The organism is Aquirufa sp. (assembly GCF_044342065.1).
Lineage (GTDB): Bacteria > Bacteroidota > Bacteroidia > Cytophagales > Spirosomataceae > Aquirufa.
Window position 1 is genome coordinate 41120 of sequence record NZ_JBIIQN010000012.1, and the last position, 25954, is coordinate 67073.

Here is a 25954-nt window from a genome sequence, read left to right on the forward strand (position 1 = left end):
AAATACCCATGGAAGATATTAAATGTCCACATTGCCAAAAAGTGTTTAAAGTAGATCAAGCAGGATTTGCTGATATTGTTAAACAAGTGCGTGATCATCAGTTTGAGGAGGAGTTGAAGAATCGCTTGGATCAAGCGGAACAGGCTAAATCTGCGGCTGTTGAATTGGCCAAAGCCAATCTGCGGAATGAATTACAAGCGGCTTTAGCTCAAAAGGAGCAAGAGATTGCAAGTATGAAAGCGGCGAACGAAAGAGCTGCGCTGGAGCAACAAATGATTGTTAACGACGCTGTTAGTGCCATTGTGTTAGAGCGCAACGAATTAGCTACCCAATTGCGGTTGAAAGAAAGTGAGCAGGAGTTGGCCACCAATGCGATTAAAGATCAACACACGACTCAAATGAATGCGATGAAAGAAATCATTCGCATGAAAGAAGAGGAGGTAAAGAAATATGCTGATATGAAAGCCAAGCTTTCAACCAAAATGGTTGGGGAGACCTTGGAAAAGCATTGTGAGGTTGAGTTTGAAAGATTACGTTCAACGGCATTTAGCAAGGCAAGTTTTGGTAAGGATAATGATGCGAGTTCGGGAACGAAAGGTGATTATATTTTCCGTGAGCAAGATGAAAAGGGCATTGAGCTTGTTTCGATTATGTTTGAGATGAAGAATGAGTCTGATGAGGGGAACTCCAAAAAGAAGAATGAGGAATTCTACAAAAAGTTGGATAAGGATCGTACCGAGAAGAATTGCGAATATGCGGTGCTTGTAAGTTTATTGGAACCAGAGGATGAAATTTTCAATGCCGGCATTGTGGATGTATCCCATAAATTCCCCAAGATGTTCGTTATCCGTCCTCAGTTTTTCATCCCGATCATATCGCTTTTGCGTAATGCGAGTATGGGAGCGATGCAATATAAAACAGAGCTTGCTGCAGTGAAGGAACAGAATATTGACATTACTAATTTTGAAACGAGTGTTAGCACCTTCAAAGAGGCTTTTGCTAAAAACTTCAAAAATGCGAGTAATAAATTCGATTCAGCGATTGTTGAAATTGATAAGAGCATCAAGGCTTTGACCAAAGTGAAGGAAGAATTATTACTATGCGAAAACCATTTGCGATTGGCTAATAACAAAACGGAAGACTTGACGATTAAAAAGCTTACGCGCAACAATCCCACGATGAAGAAAATGTTTGATGACTTAGGGAATGATGGGAGTTCGGTGGAAGTGGTGGAGTAATATGTATTTCTATGATCGGTTTAACCAGTTAGTATCATTTTAAATTTATTCAATCGGTATGTCTGTAATCTCATTAGGTAAGTACACGCACAATGTAGCTCCGGCAACATTAGAAAAATTTTCAGAAGTTCAACAGGATGTACTTTGGTACTTAATGAACTTAACAAAAATTCATCGCATACATACGAAGGAAGCTTTTCGCGAGTTTTTGATTCGTTATTTGTTAATTGTGGATCGACCGCTTGAATCAAAAGCATCTGATTTCATCGATGAGGGAATATTGATTGATGGTGTATTTGAGAATAGCTATTTCAGTTTTTCTGTGAAGAATTTGATTGAGTTAATCGGATTTGAAGCTAGCAATTCGCGTTATAATATCCATAACAGTTTGACTGATTTTATTCGGGACTATACTTATAATTCACCCAACATGGTCTTGGAAGCTGATGGTGAGGCTAACGATGGTAAGCCGAAGTTTAAAATTTCACAGGACTTCTTATTATATGCCTTAATGGGAATTCGCACGATTTGCTACATTGATTATCTCCATATATCCTTTAGTGAAAAAGTGGCTGATTTATCACCTGAATATGTTGATTCAGTTCAAAAGTTTGTGGATTATGTGATGGGTACTATTCCAGCAAACACTTTTGAAAAGGTAGCTATAGCTTATCCTGATTTGGCAAGCTATAGGGAGCGATACCAAAAGACTGATTTAGTTGAATTTGATGCTTACAAACTTCCTCAAGAGAATCTGAAAGCTATTTTAAAGATTGTTGCGCACGAGATGGACTGGGATTGGATAAAGGATGAAGAGTTTATTTCGAAAGAAGTGATGGAGGACAATGCAGCTACGGGTTACATGACGCACATCACTTTCGCTGTGGGGGTAAAGTGGGGCTATATCGAATTATCTGAACACCCTTTTTCTTTACATTTCGGTATTGATCCCTTATTTGATGTAGACTATGACGAGCTTTTGGGCCCCGATTGTGAGGTGTATCCTACGCAGGACATTTATGATGGGTGGAAGATGAAAGACTGGGAGCACTTGTTGCCCGAGAAACCATAGCCAACTGACTTATGTAGGCTGCGCGTTGAAAACCTTTTGTTTATACACCTAGGTAAAATTTAAAATTATTCTATTTTCCTTTCAACACCCCCTTCATATATTCCCACAAGGCATCCCCATAAGCATCCTCATATCTCCTAGCTTTGACCTCATGCGGGTTATTATGATACCCATGCTTTCTTTTTAATCGATCATATTCATTTTGATCAGCCTGCGTTCTGATAAATAGGTGATGTGAATATTCGTGAATCAACGTTTCACATAATGATTTCAAGGTCAATGACGGATATACATATACGGTGATTTTTCGCGTAGCAAATTGATACGTGCCATGTACTTTTTTGGCCTTATAGTACTTTAATTCATATTTATAGGATCTTGGAGGCTTCTCAATATGCTTTTCACACCACAATAAAGCCTGACGAACAAATTCGGTCGTTTGAATGGGTAAGTCACTGACATAGTTTGGCGATTTTGTAAATGGCCAATAGTTAAACTTGGGTTTCGTAGGGCTGGGCGGTGTCACTGGCCTTATAGGCCCAGGTAATGGGAGCGGAGCTACTTCTTCATAGGTGTCATACGTTGGATTAACGCGCGCGCCACCTCCCGTTTGAATGTGAATGTGTATGCCATTCGTATTAACGACAATATTATTCTGTGAATGGTTATCCGTTTGTATGAATACCTGAGTGTCCCCTTGTACAATGGAGATTCTTGTCTGATTGCCGTTTACAATTACCTGTTTCATATCAATAAACGGGGATATTCCCACATTTGGTCAAAGGAGTGAGGTGAACTTTTTTGGGGGATTGAAAGTAATTCGTCAAATGACGCTTTTGCTTGTTGGAATATAGATTTTTCATATCGAGGGTCGGCCGACTAATTTCCGCGAAGACCGATGCAAATTGAGGCCCGTGCGGTTTTACATTCATACCATAATACGGTGACTTGATCCGCTTTCCTGCTAAATTGTAAGCATAGGCGTAGTTTGTCAAGGTATGAATTCGCAAATGGGCTATTTCATGCAGCAAGATAAGAGCCAAAACTTCCTTTTCTACGTCATGTGTACAAATGCTAATGGTATGTTTTCCATTCCATTGCCAAAGTCCCAAGGTTTCCGTGTTTTTTGTTTCACCCAAATCAGTTGTTAGAATCAGATTAAATGGTGTCAGGCACCAGAGTTCCAACATGTATTCAGCGAATGCCTCGCAATCTGGGGCAAAATGAGCCACTGTAAAATAAAAAGCATCTTGATTTAAGGGATAGATGACCTGCTCACCCTTAGCTCCTTTGATGGTCAATTTATACTTGCTTCTTTCTCCTTTTTTAAGTGGTTTTATACCCAGTTCCTCAAGATTCTTATGAATGCGCTTTAAGCTAATCGGCTCGTCTAAAAAAAACGAAACGATCAGCGCAATCACCGATACGATAAATAAACCTTGAAAAAAAATATCCATATTCATTCAATTGCTTTAATAAATTCGGCCGCTAGAAGCAGCCGAATTTGATGTGTACACAAAACAAACACAATGAAACAATCACCCTCCTTAAAAATCAATTAATTCAACACCTGCAGCTTGATAACTAACTTCAGGGCTTGTAAATACGCCTACCTTTTGGTAGGGTTTCAAGTTATTATTTTCTTGACGTGTTACATAATTCCAAGATAGAAATGTTTGTAACATAGACTCAAATTCATCTTGAGTCGCATCATGCTGCGCCATATATTCCATCAACTTCATACCACCGATTTTACGTGGTGTTTGATGTTCTTTTGTCAAACGCTGCAATGCTTTTGTCTTAGTCAATCCAGTTGACTGTAAAAAATCCAAGCTAGCTTTTGCCTCCACAGATATTTTTTGAAAGTTTTCAGGCGGGCAGCCAACATAAAAAATTTGTGCCCCGATCATGGTGGCGATGCCTCCGCGCACTTTTTCATCTTCAATTCGTCCGTACAATGGCGAAAGGGCCTTGCAGATTTGGTATAATAACTCGATTTTATTTTTTTTAGTGTTACTCATGTTCGATTTATTTTGATTGATGAAAGTTTAGAATGCTGTTTGGACGAGGCCATACATCCCATATCTTTTTTCTAAAGGGAAAAATGCATGTAGCGTACGTAAATACCTAAATAGACTTCTTTCGTTTATACCAAGCAATTTTACCATACGACGTTTGCTAACATAGGAACCTTCATGCTGCAACAAGAATACTAACAAGGTTAAAACACGCTTCCGCTTTGATTTACTTTTGATTCCAAAGTCAAGTTTGTCGATAGAAAAATGGGTTGTTTGTGGCTTAGTTGTTGGCTTCAACGTTTAGGTCATTTAGCTTATGGATGCAAAGCTAATTTTTTATTTTTAGGGCCAATCAAATTGTGGTAATATAACCTAAATTTTAGTGTCAATTTTCCTAACCCAGGTGTTTATTTTGAGGTAAAATATGGCTATAATGTCTTAAATTGGCACATTTTCGAGTTGACAAAATCAAAATCAATCTTTTGCTTTATCTATTTTTGCAATGCATAATTCAGGCTTACTTTAACTGTTTGAATAATGTTTTCACCTCGTTTTTTTGGAAAAATAGTTCCTTAAAATAATTCGCAATCTACAAGGGGATTTTAATCGTTTTTGCATTGATTCTCATAATCGTTTTTTAGCAAAAAGGGGTACTTCGTATCTGTTTCTAGCGTTTAGAAAATCCATCTAGGGAATTACTATCAAACTTGGTCAATCCTGCAAGGTTGCCCAAGAGGCCAAATCTTATAAAACAAAAATTTCCGCCGATAAGCCATCTGCAATTAACTTGCCTTTTCCCACGAGAATGAGCCGATTATTTTGGATAATTGCATGGCCAACTGAAACCCAAGAAGAAATTTCATTTTCAGGAAATGGTACCCCAATTGCAGCAAACCGCTCGCTTAAATAGGTTAAATCAACTCCCCAATGCGTGCGTAATTGCGTCATGATGTACTCATTGATTTGATTTTCAGGGCTTAATTCCTCAACTTCTGCTGGGATAATACCTTGAGCAATCTGCTTCACATAGGTTGCATTATTGGATACATTCCATTGCCGCGTCTTTTGATTAAAGCTATGTGCCGCAGGCCCAATCCCCAGATACGATTCTTGTTTCCAATAACTTGAATTATGCTGGGATTCAAAACCAAGCTTAGCGAAATTAGATGTCTCATAGGCTGTAAAGCCCTGATTTTCTAAATAATGATGGGTGAATTCGAAACAGGCCGACATACCTTCTTCTGGTGTTTCTTTTAATTCGCCCTTTTTCAATTGATGGCCAAAAACCGTTTTGGGTTCAATGGTCAAACTATAGGCCGAAATATGTTGGACGCCTGTTGCGACCGCAGCTGCAAGGTCTTCCTCCAACATCTCAATATTATTCGATGGGATTCCATAAATCAAATCAATGCTGATGTTGTTTAATCCAATTGCCTGCGCATCCTGAATACATTTACGAGCTTGAATAACATCATGATTCCGATTCATAAATGTCAAATTTGCCGCGTGAAAAGATTGGATTCCAATGCTTAATCTGTTTACCCCTAATTGCTTCAATTGCATCAGATAACTCGGCGTTAAATCCTCTGGATTCGCTTCTAAGGTAATTTCTGCTGTTGGTAAAATAGCAAAGTGCTGATGTATTGCCTCGAAAATGGCAGTTAGTTCAGCAGGACTTAGGGTTGAAGGTGTTCCGCCGCCGAAATAAATCGTTGTTAACTCACGGTTACTCAGATAATCTTTTTGGAGTTCAATTTCCTTGATTAATGCATTTACTAATTCTGTTTTCCCCGCCATGCGCGTTGAGAAATGGAAATCACAATAGTGACAGGCTTGATGACAGAAGGGGATATGCAGGTAAAGGTGCACAGAATTATGGTTCAAAAATCAAGTAGCTCAATTGATCAGATTGTAACATTTCTACAGCTAAACGTTGTAGTTGTTCAGAGGATACAAGGTCGATTTGCTCAAATATTTCTTCCAGGGTTTCGATTTTTTCACGATCTAATAGACTTTTGGCCATCATCAACATGAAATTCAAATTACTTTCCTCAGCCATTGCCATTTGGCCTTTTAGTTGTGATTTTATCTTGAGCAATTGCGCTGGACTTAAGGTCCGATTTTGCAATTTTTCGAATTCCTTGTGAATTAACTTGATCGATTTATTCACTTGGTGGGATTCGGTTCCGAAATATATTGCCCAAAAACCGGAATCTACATAGGAGGTAAAATTCGCCTCAATGGAATAAGCTAAACCTCTTTTTTCACGGATGGACACGTTCAACAAAGAGTTCATCGATGGGCCTCCTAATAAATTGATCAACATAAAAAATGCCAAACGATCTGGGTGCTTAATGGCATAGGATTGTCGGCCTAAAGCCACATGCGATTGATTTAATCCCCTTTTGGTTATTCTTTCCATCGGCAGCATGCTCGGTGGTAAAATGCGTTTCACCTGATTTCTTTGTGCAGGAATATGTCCTAAATGCTTCTCAGCCCACTTGAATACTTTGTCGTGGGAATGTTTGCCTATGGAGGAAATGACAATTCTACTCGTATCCAAATTACGTGCGATAAAGGCATTTAAATCAGATTGCTTGAAGGAATTGACCGTTTCTTGGGTTCCCAATATATTGACGCCTAAGGCATGATTAGGGAACAATAGCTCATCAAAATCGTCTTGTATGGCATCTTCCGGTGCCTCGTAATACATGGACATTTCTTCCAAAATCACACTGCGTTCTTTTTCAAGTTCCTTCACAGGAAAGATGGAGTGAAAGGTAATATCTGTGATTAACTCCAGTGCACGCTCAAAATAGGGGCTAAGCACTGAAGCATGAAAACAGATTTTCTCCTTTGTGGTATAGGCATTCAATTCACCGCCGATGACCTCAAGGCGATTGATAATCTGCATGTTATTCTTCTTTTGGGTGCCTTTAAAGGCCAAATGCTCCCAAAAGTGTGCTAATCCTTGTTCATTGTCCAACTCGTCCCGACTTCCGATGTCCAACATAATACCCAAATGTGAAATTTCGGTATGCTGTACTTGTCGGTGAACAATCGTTATCCCATTGTTCAAAGTTGTTAACTGAATTGAATTCATAAATAATCGTAGCGCAAAAGATTTCAAAATTAACTAATTTTATATCGAATCACGCATAATTCTTCATGTCCTCTCCAAACAAAGTTCTCATTATTCAAACCGCATTTCTTGGAGACGCGATCTTGATAAGTTCTTTGTTGGAAAAAATTCGCATTGAATCACCTCAAACAACTATTCATTTACTCGTTCGGAAGGGTAACGAAACTGTATTTCAGGCATATCCCCACGTTAATTTGGCAAAGGTTTGGACCTATGACAAAAAAGATAAATGGTCCTCTTGGCAGTCCCTGCAAAAGGATTTGAGAGCAGAGTCCTTTGATCAAGTTTTTGTTGCACAGCGATTCTTTGGTATGGGTTTATTGAGTTTGTCCATTGGTGCTAAAAAGGTTATTGGCTTTGATAAAAACCCTTTATCATGGTTCTTTACAGAACGAGTGCCACATGAATGGGGAACAGGGAAACATGAAACGGAACGAAATACAGGCTTGTTGTCGTCTTGGTTAGGTTCCAAGGTCTATAAACCTTTTTTGTCTCCAGTAGCTAAAGAATTGCCAGGTGGCTTAAAGGCGAAAAGCTACATCTGTATTTCCCCTGGATCCGTATGGGAAACCAAGCGTACGCCTGTCCGTGTTTGGATTGATTTTATAAGGCTATTGCCTAAAAATCAAATGCTTGTGTTGATGGGAGCACCGAATGAAGTTCATTTGGCGGAAGAAATCGAAAAAGCCTGTCCAGAAAATACGATAATCAATGAGGCTGGTAAGCATAATTTGGTGGATGCGATACGTATCTACCAACACAGCTTGATGTCTTACGTCAATGATTCTGGACCTTTGCACATCTGTTCAGCCGTAGATACGCCCACAGTGGCCGTTTTTTGCTCGACAATGCCGGCCTTTGGCTTTGGGCCTTTGGCTTCGTGGAATCGAATCGTAGAGGTAGGAGATTTAGACTGTCGGCCTTGTGGAGACCATGGAAAAAAATCGTGTCCATTAGGACATTATGCCTGTGGAAATCAAATCACCGGGAATCAATTACTCCAACAATACGAAGATTTATTAGCCGCGCGAAGCAAGTAGGTAAAGAACGGCCATACGAACTGCGACACCATTTTCTACTTGATCCAAGATGATGGAATGGGGAGAATCTGCCGCATCGGAACTTAATTCCACACCGCGGTTTATCGGGCCAGGGTGCATCAATACAATTTCTTTTGGTAATTCTTCCAGCATTTGACGCGTGATTCCAAAGAATTGCGAATATTCCCGAAGGCTTGGGAAGTATTTGATTTGTTGGCGCTCCAACTGTATCCGCAACACGTTCGCAGCATCACACCATTGCAGGGTACTTTTTACGTCATGTGAAACTTCCACGCCCAAGGATTGAATATGTTTTGGAATCAAGGTGCTCGGTCCACATAGTCGAACATTCGCTCCTTGTTTTTTCAGGGCATAAATATTGGATAGCGCTACCCTTGAATGCAAAATATCTCCAATGATTGCGATGTTTTTACCTGTCAAATCCCCCAATTTTTCCTGTAAGGAATAAGTGTCTAATAAAGCTTGAGTGGGATGTTCATGCGTTCCATCACCAGCATTGATGATATTCGCTTTGATGTGCTTCGCTAAATAATGCGGTGCTCCCGGACTGGCATGGCGCATAACAATCATGTCCACTTTCATCGCCAGGATGTTGTTTACCGTATCGAGCAGTGTTTCTCCTTTTTTAACGGAACTGCCTGATGCCGAAAAGTTTATGGTATCAGCCGATAAGCGCTTTTCTGCTAGCTCAAATGATAAACGGGTGCGGGTAGAGTTTTCGAAAAATACATTGGCAATGGTAACATCACGCAGAGAAGGAACTTTTTTAATCGGTCGGTTGAGAACTTCTTTAAATTCTTTGGCCGTTTTAACGATTAGGTGAATAGATTCTTCATCTAAATCTTTGATTCCTAATAAGTGTGGCGATTTCAACATATTTTTATTGGGTGATTAACCAAATTTTATCTGCTTCGTGTCCTTGTTCTTTCCATTCGACGAGTACCTTTTCGGTAGGAAGCGTGTTCACGCTTTTGCCTACGTAATCAGCATTGATAGGAAGATCTCGGTTATATATACGGTCAATTAAGACGCAAAGTTCAACTTTGGCTGGTCGGCCAAAGGAGTTCATCGCATCTAAAGCGGCACGTACCATCCGGCCAGTAGCTAACACGTCATCGACTAAAATGACGCGTTTATTCTCAATCAAAAAGGAAATATCAGTAGAATTAGGGGCAATCGTATCTCTTCGGCGGTAATCGTCGCGGAAGAAAGTGGCGTCTAAACGGCCAACAGGGAAAGCGGTATTTAATTGTTTTCCTAATTCCGCAGCAATGCGTTCTGCGAAGTAGATTCCACGGGGTTGAAGACCCAAAATAACCGTTTCTGTATCTTTGATTTGATTTTCAATGAGCTCTTGGCATAACCTCGATATGGTTATCTCCAGTAATGGGCTTGATAAAATCAGCTTGCGAGTCATTGTGGCAAAGGTACAAAAATTACTTAAATATTGTTTCGTTTAGGTCAAATAGGGGCAAAACTTGGTCTTTATCAGATACGATGGGGTTTACTACGCCCCATGGTATGTTCAACGTTGGGTCATTCCAGCGAATCCCTGATTCAGCTTCTTTATTCCAGAAATCCGTACACTTATAGACAAAAATGGTATCAGTTAATGCTACAAAACCATGTGCGAATCCAACGGGTACATATAGCATATTGCCTATTTCTGCGTCTAGGATGTAAGTTCCATATCGACCAAAGGTAGCGGAGCTCTTACGTAAATCCACGATTACATCCATCGCTTTACCTGTCATGCAACGAACAAGTTTACCTTGCCCATGGGGTTCTTTTTGGAAATGCAGACCACGAATAACACCCGCTGTAGAATATGAATAATTGTCTTGAACAAAATTCTCCGTGATTCCATTGGCAGCAAAACGCGTTTGATTGTAGGATTCGTAAAAATGACCGCGGTCATCGTGAAATTTTGTTGGTATATATTCAATAACTCCGGGTAGATCGTGCTGGATAAATTGCATAGAATTTAAATTCCTTTGTTTGATTTTGCCTAGGAAAGGCCTTAATTTGTGCCAAAATTATCGATATTTAGGCATTAATACAATGCCTTTTCCTAAATCCCCATGAATTCAACTGAATTAGTTAAGCAGATAGAAAATAAGCGCTCATTTTTATGTGTGGGCTTGGATACCGATCCTAACTTAATCCCTTCGGCATTTAAAAAAGAAGCTGATCCGGTTTTTGCATTTAACAAAGCGGTGATCGATGCGACAGCTGATTATGCCGTGGCTTATAAGCCCAACATTGCCTTTTATGAGGCATTTGGACCAAAGGGCTGGGAAAGTTTGCAAAAGACGATGGAATATATCCCCAAGGATATTTTTACCATAGCTGATGCGAAAAGAGGGGATATCGGTAATACCGCATTTATGTATGCTCAGACTTTTTTTGATCCAACATGTGCGGGCTTGAATTTTGATTCGGTAACTGTGGCCCCTTATATGGGCCATGATTCGGTAGAGCCATTTCTGCGTTTTGAAGACAAATGGGTGATTTTATTAGCTTTAACTTCCAATCCAGGTAGTCATGATTTCCAAATGACGAAGTCGGAAGATTACATCCCCATGTATGAACGTGTTATGCGTTTGGCACAGACTTGGGGATCTCCAGAGGAAATAATGTTTGTTATTGGGGCTACTCGTTCTGATTTCTTGCAAAAGGTGCGTGAAATAGCGCCGGATAATTTCTTTTTAGTTCCAGGCGTAGGAGCACAAGGAGGAAGTTTAGCGGACGTAGCTAAATATGCGATGAACTCGCGTGTTGGTTTACTCGTTAATTCTTCACGTGGAATCATTTATGCCGGGGATAATCCTGCCATGGATGCGAAGCGTGAGGCTCGTAAGATTCAAGAGGAAATGGCTACGTATTTAGACGAATATTATATCAAATAAGATGGAATTAGGCATAGGTACACCCGCATTATTGTTCTCAACAGTTTCATTGTTGATGATTGCATTTACGAATCGATTCATGTCGATGGCATCATTGATTCGTGGGCTACATGAGAAGTTTCAGCAAAATCCGGATGAATCCATTTTAAAGCAAATAGAAAACCTGCGTTTACGCATGAAGTTGATTCAAAATATGCAGATAATTGCGGTTTTGAGCCTAATTCTCAGTGTAATTTGCATGTTTTTTATCTTTTTGGAAATGCAGCTTGTTTCACATTGGTTCTTTGGGACTGCCTTAGTGGGCATGTGTGTGGCGCTTATGCTCAGCGCTTGGGAAATTACGATTTCTACAAAAGCGCTTGAAGTGGAGCTTTCCGACATGGAAGATATCTTGGCCAAGAAACATTAATTATTCGAATAGTATAAATTTTCCTTGCTATTATTTCAAAAATTGAAATATAGTAGTATTTTTGTGTACAATATTGATTTAAAAGGGCTTACCAAAGCTTGATTATACAAATACTACTTAGGCGGATTGAATAAAGGCTCGGAATTTTTCTGAGTCTTTATTGTTTCTGCCTGTATGTTTTTAGGCTTTCAAGATGAGGCAAGAAAGGGGAGGAAGGTTCAGGGCGATGGAGAATGCTTTGCCATGCCAACCGTATTCTTCGGTCATCGCGGCACCCTTGGTAGGGTAGTCGGATCCACCAAATAGACCTTTATCTGAGTTGAACACCACTTTCCAAACTCCGGGAAGCGGAACGCCGATGCGGTAATCTTCACGTGGAGCAGGTGTTAAGTTGAGAATCACAATTAATTGATCTTTATTCGTTTCACCTTTGCGCAAGAAACTGATGACTGAATTACTTTGGTCATTGGACTCAATCCACTCAAAGGTCTCGTGTGAGAATTGTTTAATGTGGAGTGCAGGTTCTTCGCGATACAGTTTATTTAAAGCCTTCATGGTTTCCTGAATCCCTTTATGAGGGGCATATTCAGTTAGGTGCCAGTCTAAACTTATACTGTGATTCCATTCTTCGCGCTGGCCAAATTCACCACCTTGGAAGATTAGTTTCGTTCCTGGGTGCGTGAATTGTTCAGAAAATAATAGTCGGAGGTTAGCAAACTGTTGCCATTCATCTCCAGGCATTTTGTTCAACAAAGATTGCTTGCCGTATACGACCTCGTCATGTGAAAGCGGGAGGCAGAAGTTTTCAGTGAATGCATAGATCAACGAGAAAGTTAGCTCATTGAGGTGATGTTGGCGGTGAATTGGATCTTTTTGGAAGAAACGAAGGGTATCGTTCATCCAGCCCATCATCCATTTTTGACCGAAACCTAGGCCACCCATAAATACCGGTTTGGTTACGCCATTGAATGAGGTAGATTCTTCTGCAATGATTTGAATATCTGGGAATTCGCCATAGATGTGTACGTTGAGGTCCTGTAAGAAAGATATCGTATCGAGGTTATGGTTTCCACCAAATTCATTGGGTACCCATTCACCATCGTTACGAGAATAATCCAAATACAACATAGAAGCTACGGCATCCACGCGCAAACCATCGACGTGGTAGCGTTCAAGCCAGAATGCGGCATTGGAAAGAAGAAAGCTACGAACTTCCGTTCTACCGTAATCGAAGATATAGGATTTCCAGTCGGGGTGATAGCCCTTTCTTGGATCCGGATGTTCATAAATAGGCGTTCCATCAAAATCTTTAAGGCCGTGTGCATCACCGGGAAAGTGGGAGGGAACCCAGTCTAGAAGAACCCCGATTCCTTCTTGGTGGAAACGTTCAACGAGGCGCATGAAGCCTTGTGGATCCCCAAAACGGGAGGATGGAGCAAAATAGCCGGTAATTTGATAGCCCCAAGATGGTGCATAGGGATGTTCCATGACGGGCATGAATTCTACGTGGGTAAAATTCATTTCCTTGACATAGGAAACCAATTTGTCTGCAAAGTCGTCGTAGGTCAGGTATTGATCATCGAGGGTCTTTTGCCAAGAACCTAAATGGACCTCATAAACCGACATGGGCGCATCTAGGGCATTCTTCGCTTTACGATTTTCCATCCAGGGGGCGTCGTTCCATTCTTTGTAGGTGGACCAAACGATGCTGGCAGTTTTGGGAGGAACCTCGCAAAACAATCCCATGGGGTCTAATTTCTCTAAATATTCGCCTGATTTGGCTTGAATTCCGTATTTATAGGTTTCGCCATTGCGTATGCCAGGAATGAATCCTTCCCAGATTCCGGAAGCATCCCAACGTTTCAATAAGGGATGCGAAAATTTATCCCAAAAATTGAAATTCCCGATGACGTGTACGGCTTCGGCGTTTGGAGCCCATACGGCAAAAAAGGTTCCCATTTCCCCTTCATGTTCAATTTCGAAGGCCCCTAATTTTTCATAAAGCCGTGTGTGTTTGCCATTTAAGAATAGTGCCACATCAAAATCGGACAATTTGGAATAGGGTTTTACAATTGACATAAGGGGTTCAGTTTCAATGATAAGGCTAAAATAGCTAAAATTAATTAGAAAAAATTACGCTTTTTTTTGAGGGGGTAGTTTGGATTTAAAACGGAAAATCCTACCTTTGTGCCACCAAAATAAATAATGGTCCGTTCGTCTAGGGGTTAGGACACGTCCCTTTCACGGATGAAACACGGGTTCGATTCCCGTACGGACTACTTCGGTAGGCAAAAAACCACTCAGGCGAGTGGTTTTTTTGTTTTTACCGTTACTTTGTTTTCGAGATCTTAATCTAACTAGCCTTTTTTTTCGCTTCGGGCAGTATATCATTTATAGTATTTTTCTTTTAATTGCTGCGCATATGGGTCGAATTGATAGAAATCTTTTTCTATGAATTTGTTATTAGATCGAATGAAAACACTTTTTATTTTAATATCATTGATGATGGCTTTATTGGTATATGCGTTTATGCCGGCATCGGAATAGGTTATATCTTTTTTCCCATCGCCATCGAAATCATAATAGATTAGTTTATTTTTCCAATTTGGTCTATCTAAGTTAATTGTATATTCGATGGCATTATTATCAATGGCAAAAGACCCATCATTTTTTTGAAGGTATATTTCTATATTCCATTTTTTATATGATTCTGCATTCAACATAATAATATCATTTAATCCATCGCTGTTTAAATCATCTACGATATAATCAAATACATTAATTCCATTGGGTGATTTAAAAGGAATTTTTTTAAAATCATTTGATGTAAACCTACCTTTCCCTTTGTTAAATAGAATTGTATTTTCAGACTGTCCGGCGACAAATAAATCTTTCAATCCGTCTTTATTTAAATCCAATATTCGACAACTGAAAGAGCTATTTAATATTGAAACACTTTCGCCAAATGAATTGTCGGAGGTATAATTTTTAGTATCCCAAACGAAGTGTGCATAATTAATATTGGTAAAATAGGGATAAGAGGCTGTACCCCAGAAAATATAAGAATGCGAATTTGCAACAACAAATAAATCAGGTTTACCGTCGCTGTTTATATCCGCAACATCACCGCTCTCATGGGTAAACATATTTGATAATTCCTTGGGTTCTAATTCCAATTTAACCAAATCATATCCACCTTTACCATCACTTAATCCTAACGTAACGGGTTCATTTGTATTTTCCCTTCCTTCATCCGCGTGCCCGTGTATTACTAAATCAACATAATTGTCGCCATTTAAATATACCGGAGTAACTTTATAGGGTGCACCTATGAAATCAGTTTTACTATTTAAGAGATTCTTTTCTTCAAATTCTAATGATTGCGAATTCCAAATTAAAAATGACAAATTAGCTTTTTTGCCATTGTATGCAGTGCCAGCATTAAATACATCAATGTATCCATCGTTATTAAAATCGCCATTACAAATTGCAGTAGAAAAAACGGTATATGCTCTAAAGGAATCGAAATATTCGTAGTTTTTTTGATAAACAGCTACGATTAAATCACTCAATACGGGCGTATTTTCCCAATATTCAGTTCCTAATTGCTTCGCATTCGGATCTACTTTATATCCAGGAAACTTTATTTTTTGAAATAAAGCCTTTAGATTGGTAGCTTTCTCTATCTTTAAATCCAATGGATTGGCTGAGCTTGTTAAATCACCTGACCAACCTCCAAATTCATATTTCTCTGCTGGTTGTGGAGTTAACCTAACGGTAGTTCCGGAAGGATACTGTGATTGAGTTGCCACAGCAAGAATCTCTTCTTTCACGGTTCCATTTCCTTCGATTGTTAGGGCCAAAGGGTACTGGCGTTTTTCAAACACAGCTGTTACCTGTTTATCGGTATCCATTGTGATAGGCGAAGGATTATTTGTTCCTGTCAAACTACCACTCCATTGTTTGAATGTATATTCTCCTGAAGGAGTGGCAACCATTGTTACGACAGAGCCTTTTTCAAATGCGTTTGTTGGCGGTGTGACTGTCCCTCCATTCGTGGGAGACCAATCTACGGTGAGCTTTTGTTGGAGAACCTCCTTGTTACAAGAGCATACGATCGTTATAAGTACAAGAAAAGAGATTCGCGTTATCATGAATAGGGTAGTATTAGTCCAAATTAATCCATTAAGATTGTCATGATTCAAAAAAATATAAAACTTAAAATAACCTATTTCTTGAATTTTTTAATTCTATCGACTAATTATTTTAAATGAAAAGGTATTGATGCTTAGGTGAATATAAGTTTAGAGAATTTAAAAATCGCTCTATACTGAAAAAACATCTGTGTAATTTATGAGATTTAAACAAAAAAAAGAAAGGCCATGACTGGCCTTTCTTTTTAACAGTTCTTGGGATAATAAATATTATGCCTTCGCTGCTGAAGCTCCTTTTGCAATGCTGTATACAACTAAACCGAAACCGATTTTGTTGATTGCATCCGCAATGTTGTAAGCTAAGTCAATGTTTCCAGCCATTCCGCTTAACAAGTTACCTGGTAACATCATGTAGCCGATTGGATAGATAGCCCAACCTACTAATGTGAACCAACGCATTACTTTGTAGCCTGACTTTACGTGCTCGTTATCAGAAGCAGCAGCTAATTTAGATGCCTCACCTGCGTAGATTTCGTAAATGATCACAGCCCAACCTAATGTTGAGATGATACCCCACATTACGTTTTGCTCAGGAACTACTGCCTCACCGATGTAACCTGCAACTAACATCACTACAGATCCGAAGATCAAGCGAGAAAGCATGCCTGTTTTTGCACCAGCTGGCTTTAAGATTAAGAAATACTCAATACACATTAAAGGTACAGTTAATGTCCAGTCAATGTAACGGAATTGAGTTGGTGATTGACCTGTGTCTAACCACACACCGCGCATGTAGAAATAATGTACTGCGGCAATAAAGGTAATCAATGCGGAAATCAATAAAGATGTTTTCCACTTGTCATTAACTGTTCCTCTTTCTACGATAAAGAAAATAGAAGCAGCAAGCATTGACATATACCCTGTAAAGAAGGTAAATCCAATGTAATCTCCGGCAGCTAATGTACCGTTCAGTAAAATGTTTAATGTTTCCATAATAGAAAATGTTTAAAGTGATAAAGAAATTGGATAATGAACTGTTTTATCTAGGCAATTTTTATTAAAACTCTGAAAATCAAATAATTGTTTTAAGTTGGGTAAAAAAAATTAAAAAAAAAATAAAAAATGTGCAAAATTTTTATTTATGGCCTTTTTGGGATGATTTGATGCATTAAAAAAAAGTGTGGTAAAGTCAAAATTGATAAAAAAATGAAAGTGTGTGCCAGCCATTTATCCGGACTAACCAAAATTACATAAGCGGTGCCCATGACTATAGCTAGCGTAGTAAACGGTAATAGCTTTAAATAAAGTTGGCCCAATGATACCTGTAATGATGACGTTAACACGCGTAAACTATAAACCGAATGACACCCTGCAAAGTAGCATATGAAGGCAGGCAAGATAGGTAAATAGCTACCTATAAATAATGTAATCCCTGTGTTGATAAAGAAAGATTGATGTTCTTTTTGATAGCCCAGGAGTATGCAAATAAGGTAAAACCTGTTTGGAAGACCATTGAATGGAATCTGTACTCCCAGCTTGAAATTTACTAAGATACTCGAAACCTCTTGTGCATGGTTGGATAGAATATAGCCTAATATGCCTGTCCCTAAAATCAGGGCTCTACAAATCTCTATGAGGTAATGAATGCCAAACAACTTGGATGTAGGCGTTTGTGTTGTTTCCAAATCGCCAAAATGAAAAATGGATATTCCGATGAAAACAATAAATGAAAATAAAGGAAAATAATACCAAATGATGCCATAAATCAACATCACCATTACATAATACCCCATGAAATTAACTAGCTTAAACGACTTATTCTCTCGTTCGGCCAAACACTTGGATACTAAATGATCCGCTGCCCCATGGGGAATTCCCAGAAGAGCAAGCAAGAAAATGCAAAATCCCCATTCCACTTGAATTGGCATGGTTTTCCAGAAACTTATGAGCAATAAATAAGCTAAACTTAAAGCAATACCGGAATAGCGGGTAAGTTGACTCATCGATTTCTTGTCAATAAATGCTTAAGAAATAAGGGTATTTGTAGTTGGGAAAACAATTTTAATTCCTCTCCAATATTCGTTTTTTCGTCTAAAAAGCGCAGAATATTGGCAAACTTCATTTTACTAAATAATCTATCCATAACCTTGGGGATAACCTGATTCTCTTTTTGAATCATATTGAGTAGTATGGAATCATAAAAGGAATAACGCGCTTTCTTAGTCTTTTTTTGTTTGTTCACTAGCTCAATGGCATCTCGGTGCATGCGCGTAAAGGCATATCCCGTGGAGGGTTTTACGTTTCCTGCCGATGTCCCAATAGGAATTACTCGCCCCCTTGCCGAGGACGGTTTAATTTGTTTCATTGGAATTGTACCACGCTCAATATCAATGATTTGATAGGATAAGCCAGCGAAATTCTCCTCCATATAAACATTCCACATCTTTTCATACTCAGGTTCATTGTATGCCTGAGTGCTGAATACCGTTGTTTCAATCAGTGCTTTTCTAGAGGTGAACGGTAAAATATAGTGGAATAAAGCATATTCTGGATTGAGCTGCTTTTGGCTAAAATCCATAATGGTAACCGACTCACTGTTTAGGACATCGCTATCAAATTCGATGAATTTTCCCCAAAAATGCTGGGATAAGATGGGTTCACCTAAGTTTATTGATTTTTCAATTATTGAATTTGCTACGCGTTCGGCAACAAAAGATTTTCCATTAATTAATTCAATGTCAACATTTTCACTTGTTTCAGTTAGGTTCTTTACCCAGCCAAATTCCACCGTTATTTGCGAGTGCGCCGGAATGTATTGATCAAAAAAGTAATTGAAAAAATGTTCAGAGGGTATGTAATGGTATTGCTGAGGATTAATTTCCTGCGTCTGCTTCCTGCCCTGCGTTGAACAATAGGTAATTTGTGACCAAGACTTTTCGATAAGAAAAGGAAAGGATTCATGGCCTTTTTCGGCCCAGAAACACCAACTTTTTTTAGTACGATCTCCGGAATCTATGAGTAATACTTGTTTATCTATGTTTTCAGCTAGTTGAAAATACTCATACAGAAGTTGTAAACCCGCAGCACCGGCACCAACAATAGCTAAGTCATAAATACGTGTACCTTTCAATAGGAGAATTTTTATAAATTATGGTAAGTTAACTATAGTTTCTTACAAATGTTTCCGAATTTATCGCATTTGTATCCATTCTAAGGCCTTCTTATCCGGAAAGACTCTTTTTGTTTTCTATCATTACTTGGTATCTTTAATTTCTATTTATGAATTAGTATAATTTTTGAGAAAATTTCTTAATCCTTTATTGTTTGTATTGATGTGTACAAAGTTATCTGGACAGCACATTGCACGCCTACGATATGATGATGATTTTTCCTATTTAAAATCAGATACTTCTTCGAAATCATGGGATGAAGAATTAAAATACCTTCCCTTACTTGGACATGCTTCCCTTAGTATTGGTGGTGAAATAAGAGAACATTATCAGAATTATACCAACGTGAATTTTGGTCAAATTCCTGGGTCATATGTGACAGGAAATCCGCATCAGTGGCTACACCGACTATTAATTCATGGTGATTTTCAGGTTAGCTCAAAATTCCGTGTTTTTGCGCAGATTAATAATACGGTTCGCTATTGGAATCCAAATCCAATCACCAACCAAGTGGATCAAAATACCTTCAGTTTTCATCAATGGTTCGCCGATTTGAAGTTGGCGGATAAACTAATACTACGTATAGGCCGACAAGAATTGCTTTTCGGTCAAGAGCGTTTCATTGCTGCCCGCGAGGGCCCGAATAATCGCCAGAGTTTTGTTGGGGCTCATTTGATTCATCAAAGCAAACGACTGAAATCAAATGTATTTTACACGCAGCCTGTAAGGTTGAATGTTGGAGCATTGGATGATGAAATGTCCAGTGAAAAATTAGCTGGCTTACACTTCAAATATGATCGGATTTTTAAAAAAGTAAATGCTGATGTCTATTATTATTTTTTCGAATCACCATCGCGCCAGTATTATTCAAACTTAGGTGCTGAAAAAAGACATACAATGGGAATGCACATTTATTCGAATCTGCAACGTATAAATTATGATGTTGAGCTATCTCGTCAATCTGGCAGTTTTAATTCCTTGCGTATTCAAGCCATGATGGCCGTATGGGATTTCAATTTGGCTGTAAAGCCGCATCGTTACATCGGATTTAGTGGCAATTTTGTGCCCGGAGACCAGTCGACGCGTGACGGACAATTGAATACCTTCAATACCTTATTTGCGCGTCCACCTTTTGGTCAGACTGTTGCCTTGAATATTTCCAACACCTTGAATCTAAGTCCGTACCTCAGGTATCAAAATGGGACGAAATGGATTGCAACCGCACGTGCTTCCTTTGTTCAGCGAACAAGTGCATACGATGGGGTATATACCCCCAATATGTCTCAGTTACGTCCTTATGATCCTGCAAAAATGACATCTGATGCCTTGAAATTGTGTGATATTTATGCGATAGATGTCAATTATGTGCCTACGAAGCACTACTTTTTTCAAGCAGAGCTTGGTTATTGCAAAGCCGGTACTTATTTAAAGGAAACAGGTGCGGGTGACAATGTCATTTATTTCGCCATTCGAAATGCGATTAAATTTTAGCTTTCACTCGAATACTCCACAATAAGAGGTAGCAAATTGAGCCATTGAGAATCAATTTGGCAAATCCAAAACCGCCAAAAAGGGCCTGTGATTGAGTTTCCAAAATAAAGGTGATAATAGGAGAGGCCACACAAACCAAAGGAACATAGCGATCTTTAATGGCGGTATTGGTAAACAATCCAAAAGCAAATAAACCCAATAATGGCCCATAGGTATAACCTGCCAAGTTAAATACGGCCCCAATGAGCTCTTGGTTATTGAAAATGTGGAACAAACCTATCACGATAAAAAACAACACGGAGAATCCTATATGAACCCAGTGTTTAATTTTATTTCTTTTAACTTCTTGAAATTTCTCAATACGTAGGAAGTCGATACAAAAAGAGGTTGTAAGTGCCGTTAAGGCAGAATCAGAACTGGCATATGAAGCTGCAATAATTCCCAACAAGAAGGTAACGGCTGCTAAGGTGCCAAAATTACCTCCCAACGCTAACAATGGGTATAATTCATCCGTCTTGGCCGGAATAGCAATTTGATTCGCTTGAGCATATATGTACAATAAAGCGCCTAAGGCGAGGAATAAGAGGTTGATGAACAATAATACCCAGTAAAACCAAAACATGTTTTTCTGCGCTTCACCTATGGATTTACAAGTTAAATTCTTTTGCATCAAATCTTGATCCAACCCCGTCATTACAATCGCTATAAATACGCCAGCTAAAAAGTCTTTTCCAAAGAAATGTGGATGCTTCCAATCCCATTCAAACATGTGGGAATATTCACTTTTTTGAATCGTTTGTATCATGTCGCCAATGCCCATGTTCATTTGTTGGCCTACCAAAACAATCGTAATGAATAGCGCAACCAATAAAAACAAGGTTTGTAAGGTATCTGTCCAAATAATGGTTTTTACACCCCCACGATGGGTATATAGCCAAATTAACGCTATGGAAATAAAAACCGTAAGAAAGAATGGAACACCAATGGGCTCGAATATGGCGATTTGAAGTACATTAACCGCTAAATACAAGCGGGCTGCTGACCCTATGGTCCGGGAGAGTAGGAAGAATGCGGAACCAGTTTTGTAGGCCCAAAATCCAAAGCGTTTCTCTAAATAGCCGTAAATCGATATCAGGTTTAGCCGGTAATAGAGCGGCATTAATACCAAGGCGATGGTTAAATAGCCTAAAGAATGCCCTAAAATGACTTGGTAATAGGTAAAATACGTTTTCCCCACTGCGCCAGGAACGGAAATAAAGGTTAGGCCTGAAATCGATGTTCCGATCATCCCAAAGGCTACCAACCACCAAGGGGACTGGCGATTAGCGGTAAAAAAATCGTTCGTATCCGCTCCTCGAGAAGTAATGTAAGAGATGACAAGTAGTAGGCCAAAATAGATGGCTAGAATTCCACCGGCTAGTTGTACAGACATAGAGGTTTAACGGATTTTTATTAGATTTGTATGAGGTGAATTAAATCCTTCAAAAATATGTATTTCTCCCAAGATATTGGTTTGATGAGCGTTTTTTCTTTTGCAGAACAAACAAAAGAACAGACTGAAGTTGAAGTTTTATTAGAAGAAGAAACGTCATTTGGCCATCAACTAGTGGTCTACAATGATGAAGTTAATTCCTTTGAATATGTGATTATTACCTTAATTGAGGTTTGTGAACATACCGCTGAGCAGGCAGAACAATGTACATTGCTGATTCATTTTCGAGGCAAATGCGGTGTCAAATCCGGTGTTTACGAAGATTTAGTGAGCATGCGCAATGAAATTTGCCGCCGCGGAATTTCGGCTGAGATTGAATCTGTTGATATTTAACCTATGATGCACACGTACCCTTCTCGGATTATCGAACAAGCTGTGGAAGAAATTTCTAAGTTGCCTGGTATAGGGAAGAAATCTGCCTTGCGTTTAGCTTTGCATTTATTAAAACGTCCGGAAACACAATCATTGCAGTTGGCTCATGCCCTTGTTCAATTGCGTACGGAGACGAAATTCTGCCCCCAATGCCATATGATTTCTGATGGTGATTTATGCGGTATTTGTGCGAGTAATAAGCGTGATGAAAAGATTTTATGTGTCGTAGAAGATTTGCGGGATGTGATGGCGATAGAGAATACGGGACAATATACCGGTTTGTATCATGTTCTGGGTGGAATTATTTCACCTTTGGCTGGCGTTTCCCCAAGTGATTTGCATATTGATTCGTTGGTCCAACGAATTGCTACGGGGGAGTTTAATGAGGTAATCTTGGGTTTAAGCCCAACGATGGAGGGAGATACCACAGCTTTTTATTTGACGAAGAAATTGGCAGAATATTCGATAAAAATATCCACCATTGCGCGCGGTATTCCCATAGGAGGGGATTTAGAGTATACTGATGAGATTACCTTAGGTAGGAGTATCGTAGGTCGGGTGATTTACGAATAGTAAAATCGATACATTATGAAACGTACAACATTTTTACAATTAGTAGGAGCGGGGGCACTTTTGTCTGGTTTTCGTTCTCGTCCGGTGATGGAAAACGCTCCATTTACCTTGCCTGCCTTGCCTTATACCTTTGATGCCTTGGAGCCGCATTTTGATAAATTAACGATGGAAATTCATCATGATCGCCATCACAAAGCCTACGTGGATAATTTGAATAAGGCTTTACCTAGCACGACTAAATCTTTGGAAGAACTATTAGCTACGGTCTCTTCTCAGCCTGTCGCTGTTCGAAATAACGGAGGAGGACATTGGAACCACAGCTTTTTCTGGCAATTGTTAGCTCCAGCAACAGCTAAGCAGCCAAGTGCAGCTTTGTTAGCACAGATTCAAAAAGATTTTGGCTCTTTAGAAAATTTAAAAGTGGAATTTGGAAAGGCGGCAACGTCGCGTTTTGGCTCTGGATGGGCTTGGCTACTTGTTAAAGAGGGCAAATTGGTGATTTCGTCCACACCGAATCAAGATAATCCATTAATGGATGTGGCCGAGGTGAAGGGTAAGCCTATTCTAGCTTTGGATGTATGGGAGCATGCCTATTATTTAAAATATCAGAACAAACGTGCAGATTATATCAATGCATTTTGGAATGTCGTAAACTGGGATTTTGTGTCCCAACAATTTTTAAAATAAACATATGTTACTAAATGAAATTCCCTCTCTAGATTTAGCTGAATTTCAGTCGGGAGACCCTGTTCGTAAACACAAATTTGTGCAAGAGTTGGGTGCTGCGTTCAATACCATAGGTTTTGTAGCAATTAAGGGTCACGGATTATCGGATGAATTTACCAAAGCCTTGTATCATGGGGTTGAAACATTCTTTCAATCGCCCGATGAATTAAAACAAGCCTATGAAATACCGGGTATAGCCGGTCAGCGGGGCTATGTAGGGAAGGGGAAAGAAACTGCCAAAGGGTTCAAAGTACCTGATTTAAAAGAGTTTTATCATGTTGGCCAGCCACACAAGGCAGATGGGGATTCTGTCTGGGATGAGTATCCTGCTAATGTTTTTCCTTCGGAATATCCTGATTTTGGGATGAATACGGTGAAAGCTTTTCAAACGTTGGAAGACGCAGGAAAAGCCTTGCTAGCTGCTATTGCGTTATATTTGGAATTACCTGAAGATTATTTTGAATCACGTGTAAAGAATGGAAATTCCATTTTACGGGCTATACACTATTTCCCGATTGCAGATCCGGACAGCTTACCGGAGGGTGCCGTTCGTGCTGCCGCGCATGGGGATATCAACTTGATTACCTTGTTAATGGGAGCTTCTGCTGAAGGTTTGGAAGTTTTACGTATGGATGGACAATGGATTCCTATAACGGCATTACCTGATCAAGTGGTAGTTAATGTGGGTGACATGTTGGATCGATTAACTAATCACAAACTCAAATCAACCATTCATCGCGTGGTTAATCCGCCACGTGAAAAAATGGGAACATCTCGTTATTCAATTCCATTTTTTATGCATCCGCGTTCTGAAATGGATTTAACATGTTTGCCTTCTTGTGTTTCTGAGGCTTATCCGAAATTATATACGAACATGACAGCAGGGGAATTTTTGAATGAGCGTTTAATCGAATTGGGATTAAAGAAAAAATAAGTTGAAACAGCCGAAGCATCTAAATTTTTTATGGGATGTATTTATCTTGGCTGCAACGTCTTTTGGAGGGCCACAGGTACACTGGGCCCTTTTTTTAAAGCGTTTGGTGCATCAAAAGGCTTATTTGACAGAGGATGAATTATTTGAAATTCAGGCGCTTTGTTCCGTTTTGCCTGGTCCTACCTCAACCCAGATGATTACGGCCATTGGATTAAAACGTGGGGGTGCAGGTTTAGCTTATTTAACCTTACTAGTTTGGATTACGCCTGCCGTTTTTATTATGACTGCGGCGGCTTTTGGAATGACTTATTTGCGTAATCGATCCATCTTACAATTTGTTCTTCCCGTTGGTATCGGATTAATTTTATATGCTGGCTGGACCATGGCCAAGAAGGTCATTCGAAGTCCCATGTATGTGTTTATATTTTTATTGACGTTGGCCTTGGGGATTGCTTTTACAAGCCCATACATCTTTCCTTTGGTGTTGGTTTTGGGTGGGAGTATATCATCATTAAACTTCAAGGAATTCCCTCGTCAGAATAAACATAAAATGGTAATTCCGTGGGCTAATTTTAATTTATATTGGGGGATGTTGCTCGGTTTGGCTATAATCGGACATTTGACGGATTATTTTCCCATAAGGTTGTTGGAGAATTTTTATCGGAATGGGAGCATTGTTTTCGGGGGTGGTCAAGTGTTAGCTCCAGTTTTATATACGGAGTTTGTTGAGTTTAAAGGCTTGATTCGATCGGATGATTTCTTAACGGGTATGGCCTTGTCACAATCACTTCCTGGACCCGTTTTTGCTTTGACGTCCTATCTTGGTGTATTGTTGATGCAGGATTATGGATTTTTAGGCGAGTTAGCCGGGAGCGCAATAGGTGCATTAGGCGTATTTTTGCCCGGAACCTTTCTGATATTTTTCGTTTACCGAATCTGGGGTCAATTGAAGCAATATCGCTTTATAAGAGCTTCATTAGCAGGTATTCAAGCATCGTCTGTTGGCCTAACAATCGTGGCGGTATACGCTTTTATGTCACCTTTAATCGTCAACGGCGATGGGGTTTCCATCGCCGTTGTCATGGCTTCTTTTCTTCTGGCTCAGACAGAAAAAGTTCCTGCGATTGCGGTATTTATCTTAGCGTTGGTAGCAGGATTTATTTTAGCGTAAAAGATTTAATAAATACTGGCCA

General features: G+C 39.4%; 26 protein-coding genes and 1 tRNA gene. 12 read left to right on the forward strand and 15 right to left on the reverse strand.

Translation table 11 applies throughout. From position 1 onward, the window contains the following. The first annotated feature begins 8 nt into the window (after window positions 1-8). Together ACIQZ2_RS06275 and ACIQZ2_RS06280 are read left to right on the forward strand one after the other, a co-directional pair. On the forward strand, window positions 9-1238 hold the full coding sequence (locus ACIQZ2_RS06275) for a DUF2130 domain-containing protein (protein WP_395767995.1): 1230 nt from the start codon (window positions 9-11) through the stop codon (window positions 1236-1238). A gap of 58 nt (window positions 1239-1296) precedes the next feature. Then, complete coding sequence (locus ACIQZ2_RS06280) at window positions 1297-2310, forward strand: hypothetical protein (protein ID WP_395767996.1); 1014 nt, start codon at window positions 1297-1299, stop codon at window positions 2308-2310. Window positions 2311-2380: 70 nt separating this feature from the next. On the opposite strand, the gene ACIQZ2_RS06285 is transcribed toward ACIQZ2_RS06280, so the two are convergent. The 6 genes from ACIQZ2_RS06285 to ACIQZ2_RS06310 all read right to left on the reverse strand — a co-directional run bounded on the left by ACIQZ2_RS06285 (window position 2381) and on the right by ACIQZ2_RS06310 (window position 7431). Then, window positions 2381-3058 carry a hypothetical protein gene (locus ACIQZ2_RS06285; RefSeq protein WP_395767997.1) on the reverse strand — a complete coding sequence of 226 codons (678 nt, stop codon included), beginning with the start codon at window positions 3056-3058 and terminating at the stop codon, window positions 2381-2383. Between the two features lies 1 nt (window position 3059). After that, on the reverse strand, window positions 3060-3773 hold the full coding sequence (locus tag ACIQZ2_RS06290) for a hypothetical protein (RefSeq protein WP_395767998.1): 714 nt from the start codon (window positions 3771-3773) through the stop codon (window positions 3060-3062). Window positions 3774-3857: 84 nt separating this feature from the next. Continuing rightward, window positions 3858-4331, reverse strand: coding sequence for a hypothetical protein (locus tag ACIQZ2_RS06295; protein WP_395767999.1), 474 nt, complete (start codon window positions 4329-4331; stop codon window positions 3858-3860). A gap of 27 nt (window positions 4332-4358) precedes the next feature. Continuing rightward, on the reverse strand, window positions 4359-4625 hold the full coding sequence (locus ACIQZ2_RS06300) for a hypothetical protein (RefSeq protein ID WP_395768000.1): 267 nt from the start codon (window positions 4623-4625) through the stop codon (window positions 4359-4361). 447 nt (window positions 4626-5072) lie between these two features. Further along, window positions 5073-6197: a radical SAM family heme chaperone HemW gene (gene hemW, locus ACIQZ2_RS06305; protein ID WP_395768022.1), complete on the reverse strand. Its 1125-nt coding sequence runs from the start codon at window positions 6195-6197 to the stop codon at window positions 5073-5075. Window positions 6198-6201: 4 nt separating this feature from the next. Then, on the reverse strand, window positions 6202-7431 hold the full coding sequence (locus ACIQZ2_RS06310) for a M16 family metallopeptidase (RefSeq protein WP_395768001.1): 1230 nt from the start codon (window positions 7429-7431) through the stop codon (window positions 6202-6204). A 65-nt stretch (window positions 7432-7496) separates the two neighbouring features. Here ACIQZ2_RS06310 and ACIQZ2_RS06315 point away from each other — a divergent pair, with 65 nt between their 5' ends. Next, a complete protein-coding gene (locus ACIQZ2_RS06315; protein ID WP_395768002.1) occupies window positions 7497-8510 on the forward strand; it encodes a glycosyltransferase family 9 protein in 1014 nt (337 codons plus the stop codon). Here the strand turns inward: ACIQZ2_RS06315 and ACIQZ2_RS06320 are convergent. Genes ACIQZ2_RS06320 through rfbC form a run of 3 tightly spaced genes read right to left on the reverse strand, consistent with a single transcriptional unit; the run spans window position 8490 to window position 10510 of the window. Next, window positions 8490-9407 (reverse strand): aspartate carbamoyltransferase catalytic subunit, encoded by a 918-nt coding sequence (locus ACIQZ2_RS06320; RefSeq protein ID WP_395768003.1) that lies wholly within the window; start codon window positions 9405-9407, stop codon window positions 8490-8492. The genes ACIQZ2_RS06315 and ACIQZ2_RS06320 overlap by 21 nt on opposite strands. A gap of 4 nt (window positions 9408-9411) precedes the next feature. After that, window positions 9412-9948 carry a bifunctional pyr operon transcriptional regulator/uracil phosphoribosyltransferase PyrR gene (pyrR, locus tag ACIQZ2_RS06325; RefSeq protein ID WP_395768004.1) on the reverse strand — a complete coding sequence of 179 codons (537 nt, stop codon included), beginning with the start codon at window positions 9946-9948 and terminating at the stop codon, window positions 9412-9414. A 19-nt stretch (window positions 9949-9967) separates the two neighbouring features. Next, window positions 9968-10510, reverse strand: coding sequence for a dTDP-4-dehydrorhamnose 3,5-epimerase (rfbC, locus tag ACIQZ2_RS06330; RefSeq protein WP_395768005.1), 543 nt, complete (start codon window positions 10508-10510; stop codon window positions 9968-9970). 102 nt (window positions 10511-10612) lie between these two features. Here rfbC and pyrF point away from each other — a divergent pair, with 102 nt between their 5' ends. Next, window positions 10613-11440 (forward strand): orotidine-5'-phosphate decarboxylase, encoded by an 828-nt coding sequence (gene pyrF, locus ACIQZ2_RS06335; RefSeq protein ID WP_395768006.1) that lies wholly within the window; start codon window positions 10613-10615, stop codon window positions 11438-11440. 1 nt (window position 11441) lies between these two features. Next, entirely contained in the window at window positions 11442-11849 is a 408-nt protein-coding gene (locus ACIQZ2_RS06340; protein ID WP_395768007.1) for a DUF2721 domain-containing protein, read from the forward strand. A 180-nt stretch (window positions 11850-12029) separates the two neighbouring features. Here the strand turns inward: ACIQZ2_RS06340 and glgB are convergent, their stop codons facing one another. Continuing rightward, on the reverse strand, window positions 12030-13928 hold the full coding sequence (gene glgB, locus ACIQZ2_RS06345; RefSeq protein ID WP_395768008.1) for a 1,4-alpha-glucan branching protein GlgB: 1899 nt from the start codon (window positions 13926-13928) through the stop codon (window positions 12030-12032). 128 nt (window positions 13929-14056) lie between these two features. Here glgB and ACIQZ2_RS06350 point away from each other — a divergent pair. After that, window positions 14057-14128 (forward strand) — tRNA-Glu (locus ACIQZ2_RS06350). 108 nt (window positions 14129-14236) lie between these two features. On the opposite strand, the gene ACIQZ2_RS06355 is transcribed toward ACIQZ2_RS06350, so the two are convergent. The 4 genes from ACIQZ2_RS06355 to ACIQZ2_RS06370 form a co-directional block, all read right to left on the reverse strand. Then, window positions 14237-16003 (reverse strand): VCBS repeat-containing protein, encoded by a 1767-nt coding sequence (locus tag ACIQZ2_RS06355; RefSeq protein ID WP_395768009.1) that lies wholly within the window; start codon window positions 16001-16003, stop codon window positions 14237-14239. Window positions 16004-16273: 270 nt separating this feature from the next. Beyond that, entirely contained in the window at window positions 16274-16996 is a 723-nt protein-coding gene (locus ACIQZ2_RS06360; RefSeq protein ID WP_395768010.1) for a bacteriorhodopsin-like, read from the reverse strand. Between the two features lie 146 nt (window positions 16997-17142). Continuing rightward, window positions 17143-18006, reverse strand: a complete 864-nt coding sequence (locus ACIQZ2_RS06365) for a Brp/Blh family beta-carotene 15,15'-dioxygenase (RefSeq protein ID WP_395768011.1) — start codon at window positions 18004-18006, stop codon at window positions 17143-17145. Beyond that, window positions 18003-19133 carry a lycopene cyclase family protein gene (locus tag ACIQZ2_RS06370; RefSeq protein WP_395768012.1) on the reverse strand — a complete coding sequence of 377 codons (1131 nt, stop codon included), beginning with the start codon at window positions 19131-19133 and terminating at the stop codon, window positions 18003-18005. The genes ACIQZ2_RS06365 and ACIQZ2_RS06370 overlap by 4 nt, the downstream gene beginning before the upstream one ends. A gap of 166 nt (window positions 19134-19299) precedes the next feature. On the opposite strand from ACIQZ2_RS06370, the gene ACIQZ2_RS06375 reads away from it, so the two are divergent. Then, a complete protein-coding gene (locus ACIQZ2_RS06375; protein ID WP_395768013.1) occupies window positions 19300-20664 on the forward strand; it encodes an alginate export family protein in 1365 nt (454 codons plus the stop codon). Here the strand turns inward: ACIQZ2_RS06375 and ACIQZ2_RS06380 are convergent. Then, a complete protein-coding gene (locus ACIQZ2_RS06380) occupies window positions 20654-22096 on the reverse strand; it encodes a sodium:solute symporter (protein WP_395768014.1) in 1443 nt (480 codons plus the stop codon). The genes ACIQZ2_RS06375 and ACIQZ2_RS06380 overlap by 11 nt on opposite strands. Before the next feature lie 57 nt (window positions 22097-22153). Between ACIQZ2_RS06380 and ACIQZ2_RS06385 the strand changes: the two genes are divergently transcribed. From ACIQZ2_RS06385 to ACIQZ2_RS06405, 5 genes are read left to right on the forward strand one after another with little or no spacing between them, the layout of a single operon-like run. Further along, complete coding sequence (locus tag ACIQZ2_RS06385) at window positions 22154-22489, forward strand: ATP-dependent Clp protease adaptor ClpS (RefSeq protein ID WP_395768015.1); 336 nt, start codon at window positions 22154-22156, stop codon at window positions 22487-22489. A 3-nt stretch (window positions 22490-22492) separates the two neighbouring features. Continuing rightward, entirely contained in the window at window positions 22493-23101 is a 609-nt protein-coding gene (gene recR / locus ACIQZ2_RS06390) for a recombination mediator RecR (RefSeq protein ID WP_395768016.1), read from the forward strand. Between the two features lie 15 nt (window positions 23102-23116). Beyond that, window positions 23117-23788, forward strand: a complete 672-nt coding sequence (locus ACIQZ2_RS06395) for a superoxide dismutase (RefSeq protein WP_395768017.1) — start codon at window positions 23117-23119, stop codon at window positions 23786-23788. A gap of 4 nt (window positions 23789-23792) precedes the next feature. Beyond that, window positions 23793-24761, forward strand: coding sequence for an isopenicillin N synthase family dioxygenase (locus ACIQZ2_RS06400; RefSeq protein ID WP_395768018.1), 969 nt, complete (start codon window positions 23793-23795; stop codon window positions 24759-24761). Between the two features lies 1 nt (window position 24762). After that, window positions 24763-25932 carry a chromate transporter gene (locus ACIQZ2_RS06405; protein WP_395768019.1) on the forward strand — a complete coding sequence of 390 codons (1170 nt, stop codon included), beginning with the start codon at window positions 24763-24765 and terminating at the stop codon, window positions 25930-25932. The last annotated feature ends 22 nt before the right edge of the window (window positions 25933-25954 follow it).

Coding starts and splice junctions, on each gene's coding strand:
- ACIQZ2_RS06355 (WP_395768009.1), bottom strand. CDS start 16,003: ATGATAACGCGAATCTCTTTTCTTGTACTTATAACGATCGTATGCTCT.
- ACIQZ2_RS06275 (WP_395767995.1), top strand. CDS start 9: ATGGAAGATATTAAATGTCCACATTGCCAAAAAGTGTTTAAAGTAGAT.
- ACIQZ2_RS06365 (WP_395768011.1), bottom strand. CDS start 18,006: ATGAGTCAACTTACCCGCTATTCCGGTATTGCTTTAAGTTTAGCTTAT.
- glgB (WP_395768008.1), bottom strand. CDS start 13,928: ATGTCAATTGTAAAACCCTATTCCAAATTGTCCGATTTTGATGTGGCA.
- ACIQZ2_RS06395 (WP_395768017.1), top strand. CDS start 23,117: ATGAAACGTACAACATTTTTACAATTAGTAGGAGCGGGGGCACTTTTG.
- pyrR (WP_395768004.1), bottom strand. CDS start 9,948: ATGACTCGCAAGCTGATTTTATCAAGCCCATTACTGGAGATAACCATA.
- ACIQZ2_RS06360 (WP_395768010.1), bottom strand. CDS start 16,996: ATGGAAACATTAAACATTTTACTGAACGGTACATTAGCTGCCGGAGAT.
- ACIQZ2_RS06385 (WP_395768015.1), top strand. CDS start 22,154: ATGTATTTCTCCCAAGATATTGGTTTGATGAGCGTTTTTTCTTTTGCA.
- ACIQZ2_RS06290 (WP_395767998.1), bottom strand. CDS start 3,773: ATGAATATGGATATTTTTTTTCAAGGTTTATTTATCGTATCGGTGATT.
- ACIQZ2_RS06285 (WP_395767997.1), bottom strand. CDS start 3,058: ATGAAACAGGTAATTGTAAACGGCAATCAGACAAGAATCTCCATTGTA.
- ACIQZ2_RS06280 (WP_395767996.1), top strand. CDS start 1,297: ATGTCTGTAATCTCATTAGGTAAGTACACGCACAATGTAGCTCCGGCA.
- ACIQZ2_RS06315 (WP_395768002.1), top strand. CDS start 7,497: ATGTCCTCTCCAAACAAAGTTCTCATTATTCAAACCGCATTTCTTGGA.
- recR (WP_395768016.1), top strand. CDS start 22,493: ATGATGCACACGTACCCTTCTCGGATTATCGAACAAGCTGTGGAAGAA.
- ACIQZ2_RS06340 (WP_395768007.1), top strand. CDS start 11,442: ATGGAATTAGGCATAGGTACACCCGCATTATTGTTCTCAACAGTTTCA.
- ACIQZ2_RS06295 (WP_395767999.1), bottom strand. CDS start 4,331: ATGAGTAACACTAAAAAAAATAAAATCGAGTTATTATACCAAATCTGC.
- ACIQZ2_RS06400 (WP_395768018.1), top strand. CDS start 23,793: ATGTTACTAAATGAAATTCCCTCTCTAGATTTAGCTGAATTTCAGTCG.
- rfbC (WP_395768005.1), bottom strand. CDS start 10,510: ATGCAATTTATCCAGCACGATCTACCCGGAGTTATTGAATATATACCA.
- ACIQZ2_RS06380 (WP_395768014.1), bottom strand. CDS start 22,096: ATGTCTGTACAACTAGCCGGTGGAATTCTAGCCATCTATTTTGGCCTA.
- pyrF (WP_395768006.1), top strand. CDS start 10,613: ATGAATTCAACTGAATTAGTTAAGCAGATAGAAAATAAGCGCTCATTT.
- ACIQZ2_RS06320 (WP_395768003.1), bottom strand. CDS start 9,407: ATGTTGAAATCGCCACACTTATTAGGAATCAAAGATTTAGATGAAGAA.
- ACIQZ2_RS06310 (WP_395768001.1), bottom strand. CDS start 7,431: ATGAATTCAATTCAGTTAACAACTTTGAACAATGGGATAACGATTGTT.